Source organism: Micromonospora sp. DSM 43699 (genome assembly GCF_055517075.1).
On the sequence record NZ_JBTMMT010000016.1, the window covers coordinates 1 to 13,146 of the forward strand.

At 73.1% G+C, this 13,146-nt stretch carries 8 protein-coding genes; 5 read left to right on the plus strand and 3 right to left on the minus strand.

The window, feature by feature from the left end:
• On the minus strand, positions 1-5,519 hold a 5,519-nt coding region (locus AC0AIB_RS11030), incomplete at its 3' end, for a beta-ketoacyl synthase N-terminal-like domain-containing protein (protein ID WP_465096535.1).
• 832 nt (positions 5,520-6,351) lie between these two features.
• Here AC0AIB_RS11030 and AC0AIB_RS11035 point away from each other — a divergent pair.
• Entirely contained in the window at positions 6,352-7,281 is a 930-nt protein-coding gene (locus AC0AIB_RS11035; RefSeq protein WP_328347990.1) for a sulfite exporter TauE/SafE family protein, read from the plus strand.
• Positions 7,282-7,651: 370 nt separating this feature from the next.
• Here AC0AIB_RS11035 and AC0AIB_RS11040 read toward each other — a convergent pair whose 3' ends face one another.
• Positions 7,652-8,302 (minus strand): hypothetical protein, encoded by a 651-nt coding sequence (locus AC0AIB_RS11040; RefSeq protein WP_465096536.1) that lies wholly within the window; start codon positions 8,300-8,302, stop codon positions 7,652-7,654.
• Positions 8,303-8,519: 217 nt separating this feature from the next.
• Here AC0AIB_RS11040 and AC0AIB_RS11045 point away from each other — a divergent pair, with 217 nt between their 5' ends.
• The gene (locus AC0AIB_RS11045) at positions 8,520-9,359 is read left to right on the plus strand and encodes a fumarylacetoacetate hydrolase family protein (protein ID WP_328347986.1); all 840 of its coding nucleotides are present in this window, start codon (positions 8,520-8,522) and stop codon (positions 9,357-9,359) included.
• Between the two features lie 59 nt (positions 9,360-9,418).
• Here AC0AIB_RS11045 and AC0AIB_RS11050 read toward each other — a convergent pair whose 3' ends face one another.
• Entirely contained in the window at positions 9,419-10,156 is a 738-nt protein-coding gene (locus tag AC0AIB_RS11050) for an SDR family NAD(P)-dependent oxidoreductase (RefSeq protein WP_328347984.1), read from the minus strand.
• 204 nt (positions 10,157-10,360) lie between these two features.
• On the opposite strand from AC0AIB_RS11050, the gene AC0AIB_RS11055 reads away from it, so the two are divergent.
• The 3 genes from AC0AIB_RS11055 to AC0AIB_RS11065 are packed head-to-tail and all read left to right on the plus strand — an operon-like array spanning position 10,361 to position 13,006.
• Positions 10,361-11,047 (plus strand): (Fe-S)-binding protein, encoded by a 687-nt coding sequence (locus AC0AIB_RS11055; RefSeq protein ID WP_328347982.1) that lies wholly within the window; start codon positions 10,361-10,363, stop codon positions 11,045-11,047.
• Positions 11,044-12,495 (plus strand): lactate utilization protein B, encoded by a 1,452-nt coding sequence (locus tag AC0AIB_RS11060; RefSeq protein WP_465096537.1) that lies wholly within the window; start codon positions 11,044-11,046, stop codon positions 12,493-12,495. Before AC0AIB_RS11055 ends, AC0AIB_RS11060 begins: the two co-directional genes overlap by 4 nt.
• Entirely contained in the window at positions 12,485-13,006 is a 522-nt protein-coding gene (locus AC0AIB_RS11065; protein WP_328347978.1) for a LutC/YkgG family protein, read from the plus strand. Before AC0AIB_RS11060 ends, AC0AIB_RS11065 begins: the two co-directional genes overlap by 11 nt.
• The last annotated feature ends 140 nt before the right edge of the window (positions 13,007-13,146 follow it).

Below are 13,146 nucleotides of genomic sequence, written 5' to 3' on the forward strand. Positions count from 1 at the left end.
GAGAGGCGTTGGGCGACTTCGCCGGCGACTTCGGCGCGTTTGATGGAGTCGATGGAGAGGTCGGCTTCGAGGTCGAGGTCGAGTTCGATGAGGTCGACGGGGTAGCCGGTGCGCTCGCTGAGCACGGCGAGGATCGCCTGCTGGAACTCGGCGATGCCCGGACCGGCCGGGGCGGCGGGCGCGACGACGGCCGGGGCGGGGGGCGCGACGACACCGCCGACCGCAGGGGAGACGGGCACGACGTCCGGAGCGACCGGGGCCGGCCGGGTGATCGTCGGGGCCGGCGCCGTGGCCACCGCCGTGCCGCCGTTGGTCGCCGTCCTGGTGGGCATCGGTGCCGGTGCCGGTGCCGGCGTCGGGGCGATGGCGGGCCGGGGGGCCGGTGCCACGGCGGGCCTGGCGGCGGGGGTGGGCGTCGCGACCGGGGCGGGGGTGGACGTCGGCCCGGGAGGCAGTGCCGCGTACCCCTCGACCCGGTAGGTCCCGGTCGGCTGCCCGACCGGCGGGTTCGGTGGGCCGCCCGGGTCGCCGAGGAAGGCGAGCATCACGTCCCGCTGGGTGGCGATCATCTCCCGGGTGGTGCGCAGATACTCACTGAGCAGCTCGCCGCGGATGTCCCGGACAGCCGCCGGTGCGGGTTCGCCGCCGGCGTGGATGTCCCGGGCGGTCACCGGTGCGGGGGTGCTGACGGTGCCGGTGGCGGTGCCGGGGGTGGTGGCGGTGCCGTTGGCGGGGGTCATCGACAACTCCTTGATCCGTCGGGGTGGGGTCATGCCACCGGGAAGACAGTTGCCGTGCTGGTCCCGGACGAGTTGGCCGTCGACCGTCCAGAGCGGACGACGGGTCGGTGCGGTGGTGCCGGTGTGGTCCGCGACCCGACCGTGGAACAGCCAGTCGGGGCGGACCGGAACACCGGCGCAGGCGAGTTCGGCGACCGAGATCAGGAATCCGCGCAGCCCGTCGACCGGGCCGCGTTCGCAGGTGACCGTCTGGTGCGGTCGGTCGCCGAGCACCGCCTGCACCAGGCGGCTCAACACCTGACCGGGGCCGACCTCGACGAACATTCGGGCACCGGCGGCGTACATCGCCTCGATCTGCTCGACGAAGCGGACCGGTGCGCCGATCTGCTCGGCGAGGTGGTGGCGGACCTGGTCGGCGTCGCCGGAGTACGGTGCGGCGGTCAGGTTCGACCAGACCGGGATGCGCGGTTCGGCGATCGGCCGGGCGGCGAGCACCTCGGCGAAGGTCTCCACCGCGCCGGCCACCACCGGGCTGTGGAAGGCACAGGCCACCGGGATGGCCCGGGCGGAGAGGCCGGCCTCCTTGAGCGCGACCACCGCCGCCCGCACCTTCGCGGTCGGGCCGGAGAGCACCACCTGTAGCGGGGCGTTGCGGTTGGCCAGCACCACCTCGCTGGTGAGGCTTGCGGCGGCGAGCACCTGGGCGACCTGGTCGGCGGTGGCGTTGACCGCCGCCATGGTGCCCGGGTCCTCGCCACAGGCGTCGAGGATGGCCGCCGCCCGTTCCCGGCTGAGGTCGAGCAGGGTGGCCGCGTCGAACGCCCCGGCCACGCAGAGGCCGACGAGTTCGCCGTAGCTGTGGCCGGCGGTCATGTCGGGGCGGACCCCGAGCCGGCGCAGCAGGTGGTCCATGGCGAGGCCGCCGATGCCGAGCACGGGTTGGGCGATCCGGGTGTCGCGTACCCGGTCCTCCTGGGCGCGTCGGGAGTCCTGGTCGAAGGCTGCCGGCGGGAAGAGCAGCCCCGCCGCCGCCCTGTCGAGTTCGAGGTAGTGCCGCAGTTCGGGGAAGGCGACGAAGAGTTCGCCGAGAGCGCCGGGGCGCTGGCTGCCCTGCCCGGGGAAGAGGAACGCCAGCTGACCCGGCTCCACCGGGTCGGTCCCGGTCGGCTGGACCAGGCCCCGGGTCGGGTCGTGCTCGCCGGCCAGGGCCCGGTGCAGCAGGGTCTCCAGTTCGGTCAGGTCCCGGGCGACCACGGCGACCTGGGTGGCTCCGGGCCGGTTGGCGGCCCTGGCGGCGACCGACGCGGCCAGTTCGGCGAGCCGGCCCGGCCGGTCCCGGGCCTGGTCGCCGGTCAGGCTCTCCAGCAGCTGTCGGATCGGTTGGTGGGCGGCGGCCCGGTCGGTGCCCCGGAAGCAGAACAGCTCCGCCGGCCAGATCCGTTGCGCGTGCCGGGGCTCCGGCGCGTTCGGGTACGCGCCGAGCACGACGTGGAAGTTGGTGCCGCCGAAGCCGAAGGCGCTGACCCCGGCGATCCGTTCGGCAGCCGGTGCCGGCCACGGGCGGGCCTCGGTGAAGAACGCGAACGGGCTCTGCTGCGGGTGCCAGGCCGGGTTGGGCCGTTCCAGGTGGATGGTCGGGGGTCGGACGCCGTGGTAGAGGGCGAGTGTCGCCTTGATCAGCCCGGCCAGCCCGGCGGCGCACTTGGTGTGCCCGATCTGGGACTTCACCGAGCCCAGTGCGCAGCCACCCGGCGCGGCGCCGGCGTCGACGAACATCCGGGTCAGCGTCTCCAGTTCGGTGCGGTCGCCGACCACGGTGCCGGTGCCGTGCGCCTCCACCAGGCCCACCTCCCGCGGCGAGACGCCGCTGCGGTGGTAGGCCCGGTCCAGGGCCCGTCGCTGCCCTTCGGGGCGTGGCGCGGTCAGGCCGAGGGCCCGCCCGTCACTGGCCCCGCCGAGCCCCTTGATCACGCCGTAGATCCGGTCGCCGTCGCGTTCGGCGTCTGCCAACCGCTTGAGTACGACGCAGGCGACGCCCTCGCCGAGCGCGATCCCGTCACCGGTGCTGTCGAACGGGCGGGACCGGCCGGTGGGGGAGAGCGCGTGCGCGGAGGTGAACATCAGGTAGTCGTTGACCCCGTTGTGCAGGTCGGCCCCACCACAGATCATCAGGTCGCTGTCGCCGCTGACCAGTTCCTTGCAGGCGGCGTCCATCGCGGCCAGGGACGAGGCGCAGGCGGCGTCGATGGTGTAGTTCGGCCCGCCCAGGTCGAGCCGGTTGGCGACCCGGCCGGCGATCACGTTGGCCAGCACACCGGGGAAGCTGTCCTCGGTGACCGTGGGCAGCAGCTCCTGCATCTGCTCGGGCACCTCGCCGAGGTAGGCCGGGAGCATGGTGCGCAGGGTCTGGGCGTGCCCCATGTCGCTGCCCGCCTCCGCGCCGAACACCACGCCGGTGCGGGCGTGGTCGGCGCCGGGGGCGTCGTAGGCGTAGCCGGCGTCGACGAGAGCCCGGTGGGAGACCTCCAGGGCGAGCAGTTGGGTGGGGTCGATGCTGCTCAGCGCGGCCGGCGGGATGCCGTAACCGATGGCGTCGAAGGGTACCGGCTCGATGAACCCGCCCCACTTGGAGACGCTGATCCGGCCGGTCTGCCCCGGCCCGACCTCGGGGGCGTAGTAGTGGTCGGCGTCCCACCTGTCGGCGGGGACCTCGGTGACCGTGTCGGCGCCGCTGAGCACGGTCTGCCAGAAGCTGTCCAGGTCGGGGGAGCCGGGCAGCATGCAGGCCATTCCGACGATGGCGATGTCCAGCGGGGCGGGCGCGTGTCCGATCTCGACGGCCGGTGGCGCGAGTCGGGCCCGCAGGGCGTCGAGCCGGTCGGCGTGGAAGCCCCGTACCTCGGTGGTGACCTCGTCGTGCAGCGCGGCGACCGTGGTGGCGGTGTTCCGCAGCACGGCGACCTGACCGGCCATGAACAGCCCGTCGCTGGCCTGGACGTTCTCGTCGACGGCCTCGACGACGTCGCCGGCGCGGCGCAGGCCCTTGCTGGCGATCCGGAGCCGGCCGACGTTGAGCAGCTCCAGCTGCTCCCACACCTCGCGGTTCTCCACCCCGGCGCTCTCCAGCTGGGTACGCAGCTGGTGGAAGTCGTCGACGAACGGGGTGTGCAGGCAGCGGGTGGCGTGCCCGGGGGCGGTCTCCAGCAGTGCGGTGTGCTCGGCGGTGAGCGCCTCGCGTTGGAACAGCGGCTGCACCGCGCCGTGGGTCACCGCCTCGGCGGTGAACAGGTAGGCGGTGCCCATCAGCACGCCGATCCGGGCACCCCGGCGGGCCAGTGGCGCGGCCATCGTGGCGACCATCGCCGCCGACCGGGCGTCGTGCACCCCACCGGCGAAGAAGATCTGTAGCTGCGCGCCGGCGGTGGGCTCGGTGTCCAGGTACTCGTCGAGCACCGCCAGTTGGGCCTCCCACAGCGGGAAGCTCGCGCGGGGCCCCACGTGCCCGCCGCACTCGGCCCCTTCGAAGATGAACTTGCGGGCCCCGGAGCGCAGGAACTGGCGCAGCAGGCCGGGCGAGGGCACGTGCAGGAAGGTGCTGATCCCCTGCTCCTCCAGGGCACGCGCCTGCGGCGGCCGGCCTCCGGCGATGATCGCGCAGGCGGGCCGGATCTCGCGGATGACCTCCAGTTGTGCGGCGCGCAGCTCCTCGGGGGCGAAGCCGAGCACCCCGACGCCCCAGGGCCGGTCACCGAGCCGGGCGGCGGTCTCGGTGAGCAGCCGGCGGCACTGGTCAGCCGAGTTGAGGGCGAGCGCGACGAACGGCAGTGCGCCACCGTCGGCGACGGCGGCGGCGAAGGAGGCCTCGTCGCTGACCCGGGTCATCGGACCCTGGGCGACGGGCACCCGCACCCCGAGGGCCGCCGCGAGGGGAGCGCCGGGCTGGAGCAGGTCGGCGGCGGCCGGGTCGTCGACGGCGTCGAGCATCGCGGCGCGCATGCCCCGGACGGCGGTGGCGGTGTCCGGCCAACGGTCGGCGAAGGCAGCCGCCAGCCAACCGTCCTGGCCGACGGGCAGCAGTTCCGCGTCCGCCTGGTGCGGGCCGCCCCGGCGGATGCCCCGCATCCCGCCGCGCAGGACGGTCTCCGAGCCGTCCATCCGCCGGATCACCGCCTGGACGTCCGCCGGCAGTTCCGACTCGGGCATCAGGGCGAGCTGGGTGTCCAGGACGACGCCGGCCGCGCCGCCGACCAGGCAGGCGCCGGCGGTACGCGGGCCGATCCCGCCGGCCACCCAGACCGGCAGGTCGAGGGTGTCGTCGGCGACGAGCTGCTGGAGCAGGACGAAGGAGCTGAGCTCACCGACCCGCCCGCCGGCCTCCATGCCCCGGGCGATCAGCCCGTGTGCGCCGGCCGCCGCTGCGGCGTGGGCCTCGGCCCGGCTGGTCACCTCCACGAGCACCCGGTGGTGTGCGGTGATCTCGGCCAGTGGCCAGGGGCTGGCCGGTTCGACCACGACCAGGTCCACCCGGCCGGACGAGGCACGCTCCACTTCAGCGGGGGTGGCCCGGCACCCCGCCGGCACCCGGATGCCGATCGGGGTGGGTGACCAGTCGACGGCCCGGGTGAGCGCCCGCAACACCCAGTCGTCGCCGGTGGCCAGGTCGATGACGCCCAGTCCGCCGCCGGTGGCGGTGGCCGCCGTGATCCGTGGGCCGGGTTCGAGGATGCCGACGGGATTGACGACCAGGATCAGGTCACGCGTGTACGGTGCGCTACTCATCGGGCTCCCACTTCGGTCGCGAAGGATCGCGTGGTGACGGGGGGGATTTGCCGGCGAGACACCGGCGAGTGCAGTGGATTTGCGGCAGTGAATGTCGCGCTGAGTCACAACCTAGCGTCGCCCAGTTACGTCCCGGTTAAATCCAACGATCTGGACGGTGCGGCTGAAGATTTCCTACAAAGGCTACGGGATATGCCACCGGGTCAGCCAGGCGAAATGTTCGTCGATGCATCGACGCTGTCACCGGATCGTGTCACCGTGGGTTGTCCGGCCATTTACAGATTTATTTCCAAACTGTTTTCCGTTGCCCAGGTAACCCCTGGTCGTGGAGATCGACTCCTCTTTTGTCCCACCATGTGGAACGGGTCTTGCCATCGATTGTGGTGAGCCTCAAAGATCCGTATCGGCATTCATGCCGGCATTCCCTATCGATTAGCTATGGCATTCGTGAGGCGAGGTGGGATTGGCTTCGATCATCAAGTTGCCTGGTGGGGCGGGGGGCAATTGCTCGCTCCGCCCTCGCCTCGCCCGTCGTCGCTGACCTCGACGGTGGTCCTCGGCGGGGGAGTCGTCCCTGAGTGCTTCGCCGAGAAGGGTGCTGGGCTGGTCGGACGCCAGCCTTTGCCGACGGTCGGCGAGCTCACTTAACGAACGTTTCATGCACTGTCTGTCGTGCTGTCGAACGAGTCGGCCCGAGCGATCTGCATGCTGATTTCTCCGGCAGCGCCCACTCCTGCACCGGCCCCGACCAGCCGAGACGGTCATCACCTCCACGGTGGTCCGCCCCCGGCGGGGCCGCCTTGCCCATTCATCTTCCGGATCGGCGGTTATTGTGCGTAGCCTGCTTCTTCTTGCCTTCGTCGGCCTCGGTGCGCAACTGGTCGATGGCAGCCTCGGGATGGCGTACGGTGTGACATCCACAACACTTTTGTTGGCCCTCAACACCGGGGCGGCGAGCGCCTCGGCAACTGTTCACCTGGCCGAGATCGGCACCACCCTGGTCTCCGGAGCCGCGCACTGGCGGTTCGGCAACGTCGACTGGACGGTGGTCCGCCGGGTCGGTGTGCCGGGTGCCGTCGGCGCGTTCGCCGGGGCGACCTTCCTGTCCCGTCTCTCCACCGAGACCGCGGCCCCGATCATGTCGCTGATCCTGCTCACCCTCGGGTTGTACGTGCTGATCCGGTTCACCGTCGCCGGACTGCCCCGGGAACGCGTCGGGCTGCCCCTGCGCAAGCGTTTCCTCGGTCCACTGGGGCTGGTCGCGGGCTTCGTCGACGCCACCGGTGGCGGCGGTTGGGGACCGGTCGGCACCCCCGCGATCCTGGCCAGCGGCCGGTTGGAGCCCCGCCGGGTGATCGGCTCGATCGACACCAGCGAGTTCCTGGTGGCGGTCGCCGCCAGCCTCGGATTCCTGGCCGGCATCGGCTCGGCGAACATCAACTTCGGCTGGGTGGGCGCGCTGCTGCTCGGTGGCATGATCGCCGCGCCGATCGCCGCCTGGCTGGTGCGGCTGGTCCCGCCCCGGGTCCTCGGCTCCGCCGTCGGCGGGGTCATCGTGCTGACCAACATCCGGACCCTGCTGCGCAGCGACTGGATCGCCGCGCCGGCTGCCGCCCGTTACGCCTGCTACCTGGTCGTCGCGGTGCTCTGGGTGGCGGCGGTGACCTGGTCGCTGCGCCAGCACCTGGCCGACCGGCAGGCCGCGCCGGTCGCCGTCGGACCGGAGAGCGGCGCCGGGGAACCCGCCACCACGTCCAGCTGACCGGGCTACCGGCGGCTCCCACACCTCCGGGTCCCAGGCCACGAGCAGGTCGAAGAGCCGCCGGTCGCCGCCCAGGAACGACCCTCGGTAGCGTGGTGGTCGGCGGCGACCGGCTCGTGCGGCCAGGCCGCCGTCGTGGCGCAGCGGGTGAACAGGAACTCCCCGACATCGTCGGGGGTCACTCGTCCGGCAGCGGCCGCGGGGTGCCCGTGGTGACCTCGGCGTCGTAGGTGTGCACCGCGATCTCCCGGGCCCGGCGAGGTGGACTTCGTCGAGGCGGCCGGTCCGGCGGTGACGGCGGCCCGGAAGGCGGTCGACCATTCGTCGAGCAGCTTGGACAGCTCGGGGAACGCCAACGAATCTCACACGTTCATGGCACAGTGTGCTCGGTCTGAGCACGGATCTGCCGGAGAGTCTCTTCCGGGTGTGCGGTCTGCGGAAAGCGGAAGAGGTGGACCATACCGAGCGTGTGCCGGTCGGCCCAGGCGCAGACGTCGACCCGGGCACCGCTGCTCTGGCCCTCCCCGCAACGGGCGGACCCGCCGATCGGTCCCGGGGGGACCGGTGTCACGCCCGTGATGGCCGTGAGTCGGGTGAACACGAGGTCCAGGGTCCGCTCAGGGTCGGCGACCGTGCCGGAGACCCCGCTGAGCAGGACGACGCGCTCGTCGCCGGGTCGGTACAGCCCGAGTTCGGCCGAGTGCTCCTCCTTGACCGGGATGTAGGCGGTGCCCAGCGCGCTGAGCGGTTCACCGTCGAGCAGCCTCTTGAGCTCCCCCATGTTGCTCTGGGCGACCTGTGTCAGTCGCCGGTCGAGCGATTCGTTCCAGGTGCCCAGCACCTTCGTCGGCTTGTCCAGGCGCATGGCGGCAGGGCTGGGGCGCGGCGGCGTCCCGTCCGACCCCGAGCGGCCGGGCTCGATGGTGCCCGAACAGCCGGTCACCATCAGCAGGCTCGCGAGGATCAGCGCGCCCGCCCGCGCCGCGTGTGGTACCCCGGTGGTGAATGTCGGATCCATCATGTGTCTCGTCCCTCGGCTGCGGTGATGTCGGGCCCGACAGCGTAGGCGATCGTCAGTGGAGGGCCGGGCACGGCTCGGGTCCCCCCACCGGGCATCCCGCTGCCGTGTCGGGGCACGGGCGCTGTCGGGCACCGGCCCAGGCGCCGGCCGGGCGGTCCTGGGTGATCTACGATCCTGGATGGCGCTGACGACGTGCCCGATCGGGAGAGGTCATCGGATGAGGCTGATGCGGGTGGGTCCGGCCGGCGCGGAGCGGCCGGTGCTGTACGCCGACGGCAGACACTACGACCTGTCCGCGCTCACCCCGGACATCGACGCCGCCTTCCTCGCCTCCGACGGCCCGGCCAGGGTGCGGGCGGCGCGTGACCTGCCGGAGGTGGACGTCTCGGGCCTGCGGATCGGCCCGCCGGTGGCCCGGCCCGGCGTGGTGCTCTGCGTGGGGCAGAACTACGCCGCGCATGCCGCCGAGTCCGGGGTCGCCCCGCCGGAGACCCCGATCGTCTTCTACAAGGCCCCCAACACCGTCGTCGGCCCGTACGACGAGGTGCTGGTGCCGCGCGGCGCGACCGCCACCGACTGGGAGGTCGAGCTGGCCGTGGTCATCGGCCGGCGGGCCCGCTACCTGGAGTCGCCCGCGCAGAGCCTGGCCCACGTCGCGGGTTACCTCGTCTCCAACGACGTGTCCGAACGCGACTTCCAACTGCGCGACTCCGGCGGTCAGTGGTCCAAGGGGAAGTCCTGCGAGACCTTCCAACCGCTCGGCCCGTGGCTGGTCACCCCGGACGAGATCGCCGACGTGCAGGACCTCGGACTACGTTCCTGGGTCAACGGTGAGCCCCGGCAGGACTCCCGCACCGGGGACATGGTCTTCGACGTGGCGTACCTGATCTGGCATCTGTCGCAGTACATGGTGCTCGACCCCGGCGACGTGATCAACACCGGTACGCCGGAGGGGGTCGGTCTCTCCGGCCGGTTCCCCTACCTGCGGCCCGGTGACGTGGTGGAGGTCGAGGTGGACGGCCTGGGCCGGCAGCGGGTCACCATGGCGGCGGCCTGACCGGCGGGCTGCGGACCGTCGCCCGGGAACGCCGTCTTCCCGGCCGCCGTCCGGCCGGATCAGCGGACCAGCCGCAGGCCGGACATGCCGCCGTCGACGGCCAGCGCGGTGCCGGTGGTCGCCCCGGACAGCGGAGAGGCCAGGAACGCCACCGCCCGGGCGACCTCGTCGGCGGTGACCAGCCGGCCGGTGGGCTGCCGGGCGGCCAGCCGGCGCTTCTCCGCGGTCGGGTCGGCTGCGCCGGCGAGCAGCCGGGCCACCCACGGGGTGTCCACCGTGCCCGGCGCCACCGTGCACACCCGGATGCCGTCGCCGACCAGGTCGGCGGCCATGGCCAGGCTCAGCGCGTGCACCGCGCCCTTGGTGGCGGAGTAGACCGCCCGGTCCACCAGCCCCGCCGTCGCCGCGATCGAGGTGATGCTGACGATGGCCGCACTGGTCGAGCGGCGCAGGTGCGGCAGGGCGGCCCGGCAGGCCCGGGCGACCCCGACGACGTTGACGTCCAGACAGCGGTGCCACTCGGCGTCGTCGGCGGTCTCCACCGACCCGACCGCGCTGATCGCCGCGCAGTTCACCAGCACGTCGAGACCACCCAGGGTCGCGGCGACCCGGTCCATGGCCTGCTCCAGCGGGCCGCCGACGTCGGCGGTGAGCCGCAGGTGCGCCCCGCCGACACCGGGGTCGCGATCGAGGACGGCGACCCGCGCCCCGCGTTCGGCCAGCAGGTCGGCGACTGCCGCGCCGATGCCCGAACCACCACCGGTGACCGCGGCCACCAGACCGTGGAAATCCGTCATCTCGGCACCTCGTACCCGCGGGCGGCGTGGACCGGAGGACGCCGCACCCGCATCGAGCGCCCACCGGGACCGGTACGCCGCTACGATCGGCGGTCCGGCGGCCCGCCCGGCCGACGAAACCGCGGGATGTCGCACCTCGCACCGAACTCCATAGAACATATACGATCTCGTCGATCACGGCCCGCAGGCGGACGAGGGGGCTCGGTGCGCATCGCGTTGTTCGTCACCTGCCTCAACGACGCGTTCTTCCCGCGTGTCGGCATCGCCACCGTGACGGTGCTGGAACGGCTCGGCCACACCGTGACCTTCCCCGCCGCGCAGAGCTGCTGCGGGCAGTTGCACGCCAACACCGGCCACCCGGCTCCGGCCCGTGCCCTGGAGCGGGCCACCGAGGCGGCGTTCGCCGGCCACGACGTCGTGGTCTCCCCGTCCGGTTCCTGCGTGGCCCACCTGCGGGCGCACACCGGCCTGCCGGTGTACGAGCTGTCCGAGCTGCTGGTGGACGTGCTCGCGGTGACCGACGTGGGGGCCCGTTTCCCGTACCGGGTCACCTACCATCCGACCTGCCACGGGCTGCGGATGCTGCGGCTGGGCGACCGGCCGCTGCGGCTGCTCGGCGCGGTGCGCGACCTGGAGCTGCGGGAACTGCCCGAGCCGGAGCAGTGCTGCGGCTTCGGCGGCACCTTCGCGCTGAAGAACGCCGCCGTCTCCGGTGCCATGCTGGCCGACAAGTGCGACCACGCGGTGACCACCGGCGCCGACTACCTGGCCGCCGCCGACAGCTCCTGCCTGGCCCACATCGGTGGGGGACTGGCCCGCCGACCCGGTGCCCCGCGACCCGTCCACTATGCCGAGATCCTCGCCGCGACCGGCGTCGGGGAGGGGAGGTGACGCGAGCACGCCCCCAGCGGGGCCGAAAGCTGCCCATCGTGGCGGTCACCCCCTTCCCCCGGGCGGCGGCCAGCGCGCTGCGCGACACCCGGCTCCGGGCGAACCTGGGCCGGGCCACCCGCACCATCCGGGAGAAGCGGGCCGCGGTGGTGGCCGAGGTGCCGGACTGGGAACGGTTGCGCGACCGGGCGGCCCGGGTCAAGGACGACGTGATCGACCGGCTGCCGCAGCTGGTGGCCCAGTTCGCGCGGGCGGCCACCGCCGCCGGGGCGACGGTGCACCATGCGGTGGACGCCGCCGCCGCCAACGCGGTGGTCACCGAGCTGGTCCGGGCGCAGGGCGTCGACCGGGTGGTGAAGGTCAAGTCGATGGCGACCCAGGAGATCGGCCTCAACGAGGCGCTGGCGGCGGCCGGGGTGACGGCGGTGGAGACCGACCTGGCCGAGCTGATCGTGCAACTCGCCGACGACACCCCGTCGCACATCCTGGTGCCGGCGATCCACTACGACCGGGGGCAGATCCGGGAGATCTTCGCCCGCCGGATGCCCGGCTTCACCGCCGACTCGGACGACCCGGCGGTGCTGGCCGGCGCTGCCCGGGACTATCTGAGGCGTACCTTCCTGGCGGCCCGGGTGGCGATCTGCGGGGCCAACTTCGCGGTGGCCGAGACCGGCTCGCTGGTGGTGGTGGAGTCCGAGGGCAACGGCCGGATGTGCCTGACCCTGCCGGACACCCTGATCGCCGTGGTCGGGGTGGAGAAGCTGCTGCCCCGCTTCGCCGACCTGGGTGACTTCCTGCGCCTGCTACCGCGTTCGTCGACAGGTGAGCGGATGAACCCGTACACCTCGATCTTCACCGGGGTGACCCCGGGGGACGGGCCGCGCCGGCTGCACGTCGTGCTGCTGGACAACGGTCGCCGCCGGATCGCGGCGGACCCGGTGGGCCGGGCGGCGCTGCGCTGCATCCGCTGCTCGGCCTGCCTGAACGTGTGCCCGGTCTACGAGCGGGTCGGCGGCCACGCCTACGGCTCGGTCTATCCCGGGCCGATCGGTGCGATCCTGTCGCCCCAGCTCACCGGTCAGGACGCCGGCCACAACGCGACACTGCCGTACGCCTCGACGCTCTGTGGGGCCTGCTACGACGTCTGTCCGGTCAAGATCGACATTCCGGCGATCCTGGTGCACCTGCGCCAGCAGGGTCCGAAGCCGGCGGCCGAACGGGCGGCGATGGCATGGCTTGCCTGGACGATGCGCGACCGTCGCCGGTGGCGGGCGGCGTTGCGGACGGCCCGGGCGGGCGGGCGGCCGCTGCGGGTGCTGACCCGGCGGCACGGCGGGCGGCTGCGCCGGGCACCGTGGCCGCTGTCGGCGTGGACGACGCACCGGGACGCCCCGCTGCCGGCCGACGAGTCCTTCCGCGACTGGTGGAGCCGGACCCGTGGCTCCTGACCTGTCCGCGCTCTTCGCCGTCCGGGCCGGGGACTACCGTGCCGGCGTGCGCCAGTGCACCCCGGCGGAGCTGCCCGACCTGCTCGCCACCCTGCTCGCCGGGGCGTCCGGGGTGGTGCTGCCGGCCGGGACGCCGCCGGACTGGACCACCCGGCTGGGCCCGCCCACGCTCTCCGGCGACACCCTCACCGCCGCCGAGCTGGACGCCCCCGGGCTGGCCGTCCTGACCGGTTGCGCGCTCGCCGTCGCCGAGACCGGCACCCTGGTGCTCGACGGGGGCGCGGCGCAGGGCCGGCGGCTGCTGACCCTGGTCCCCGACCACCACGTCTGCGTGGTACGCGCCGAGCAGATCGTGGCCGACGTGCCCGATCTGGTGATCGCGCTGTCCGACCCCACCCGCCCGCTGACGATGATCTCCGGACCCTCCGCGACGAGCGACATCGAGCTGAACCGGGTGGAGGGCGTGCACGGCCCCCGCCGGCTGGACATCGTCTGCCTCCCACCGGCGTAACCGGTCACCGGTCGGCCGGGCTGACCGGATACCGCCATGATCGCGCTCGATCCGCGTTGTAGTGGCATCCTGCCGCGATCGAGGGGACTGCTTCCAGGATCGAGCCCGATCAGGCGGATCGCGCCACGGACCGGCGTCGC

Bases quoted from the DNA above. Each gene is read 5' to 3' on its own strand.
- AC0AIB_RS11040 (WP_465096536.1), bottom strand. From the start codon at position 8,302: ATGATGGATCCGACATTCACCACCGGGGTACCACACGCGGCGCGGGCG.
- AC0AIB_RS11045 (WP_328347986.1), top strand. From the start codon at position 8,520: ATGAGGCTGATGCGGGTGGGTCCGGCCGGCGCGGAGCGGCCGGTGCTG.
- AC0AIB_RS11050 (WP_328347984.1), bottom strand. From the start codon at position 10,156: ATGACGGATTTCCACGGTCTGGTGGCCGCGGTCACCGGTGGTGGTTCG.